At 37.8% G+C, this 1,483-nt stretch carries 2 pseudogenes; one reads left to right on the top strand and one right to left on the bottom strand.

Annotation, left to right across the window (positions count from 1 at the left end):
• A pseudogene (locus FHL06_RS14445) lies at positions 1-340 on the top strand (NADPH-dependent FMN reductase); the annotation flags it as partial.
• A gap of 427 nt (positions 341-767) precedes the next feature.
• Here FHL06_RS14445 and tpx read toward each other — a convergent pair.
• Positions 768-1,273 (bottom strand): annotated as a pseudogene (gene tpx / locus FHL06_RS12940) (thiol peroxidase).
• Between the last annotated feature and the right edge of the window lie 210 nt (positions 1,274-1,483).

Genomic DNA, 1,483 nt, shown 5'->3' with positions numbered 1-1,483 from the left:
GGTTATGTCAGCTGCTGGTGTCATAAAAGTTGGCGAGATAGTTTTACCAGGGACATTTGGCATGAAAACTATACCTTATAATAAGAAGAAACTGTGTCAAAAGTATGCCAAAAAGATTTCTGTTAGAAAAAGAAAGGACGATTCAACCTTGAAAAGATATATACAGTTATTCTTCATGATAGCCATAATGGCACTAATAACGATGGGGATTCAAGTACCTTTAAGCCCATGGATCTCAGGGAGTTTTTGGTTGAACTATGTGACCTTTACTGTTATCTTCTTTGTATTATTAGCATGTATTTTGCATTTTGTTACTTTTGTAAAGCATCGTCGTAGATAATTGGATATTAAAAAAGGCAGTCAGTTATATATGACCGCCTTTTATTGTTTGAAACGAGCTACGATGGAGCAACTCCTTCCGGTTAAGTCAACTTTCTGTGTCACTCGCTATGCGAGCAACCCAAAAAGTAGTCTTAATCCTCGGGAGCTGACCGCTCCATCTCCGCTCTCTGATTAAAACGAGCTACACAAGCCAATTTCTTCCGGTTAGCTACGCATTGAAAACTACACGCAAAGTACGCGTGTAATTTCCAATGCTAGGCTAATCCTTGGGAATTCTCAGGCTTGTTCCGCTCTCTGATTAAAACGAGTTACACAGAGACAATCCCTTCCGGTTTGCTACAGCATCGAAGTCACACGCAAAAACGGCGTGCAATTTTGATACTTAGGCAAATCCTCGTGGACTGACCGCCTCTGTTCCACTCTCTCTATTTGACTAATTCGTTTAATTGGCCTAGTACTTTATCATAACTTGGCTCATCGGTTTGAACGGGTACGATTTCTGAATAGATGATTTCACCATTCTTGTCTACGACCCAAACGGAACGGGCTAAGATGTTTAGGTCTCTGATCCAAATGTTTGATTTTTTACCAAAGTCATGGTCGATATCGGAGAGCATTTGCATATTCTTAACATTCTCTGCGGCACACCAATTTGCTTGTTCTTCTGGGGTGTTAGTTGAGATAGTTACGAAATTGATAGCTGAGTGTCCGTCAATTTCTTCATTAAAGTGTTTAGTTTGAATGCTGCAGACGCTAGTATTGATATCTGGAACGACACTGATCAACAATGGCTTGTCTAATAGGCTACTTAGTTTGATTTCAATATTTCATTGTTATCCTTGTTGAGAACAGTGAAGTCGGGGAAGTTTTCACCCACGGTCAATGGCTTGCCAATTGTTGTAATAGTTTGTCCTTTAAAATCTAAATCCATACAAAATCACACCTTTCATAATTGAACTAGATTTATTATAAAGTACTGCAAATCAAAAACCTAGAAATTAGATTGAAAATTAACTTAACATGAGGTTATGTCATGGAATTAATAGGGAAGCATATAAAAATACGTAATTTTGCAATGTCCGACTTGGAACAATTTCTTAAATTAGTACAAGATAAAAATAATCATAAATTAGCTGGACTG

It is taken from the genome of Companilactobacillus halodurans, assembly GCF_009600985.1.
Classification (GTDB): domain Bacteria; phylum Bacillota; class Bacilli; order Lactobacillales; family Lactobacillaceae; genus Companilactobacillus; species Companilactobacillus halodurans.
This window is presented reverse-complemented; position numbering and strand designations above follow the sequence as displayed.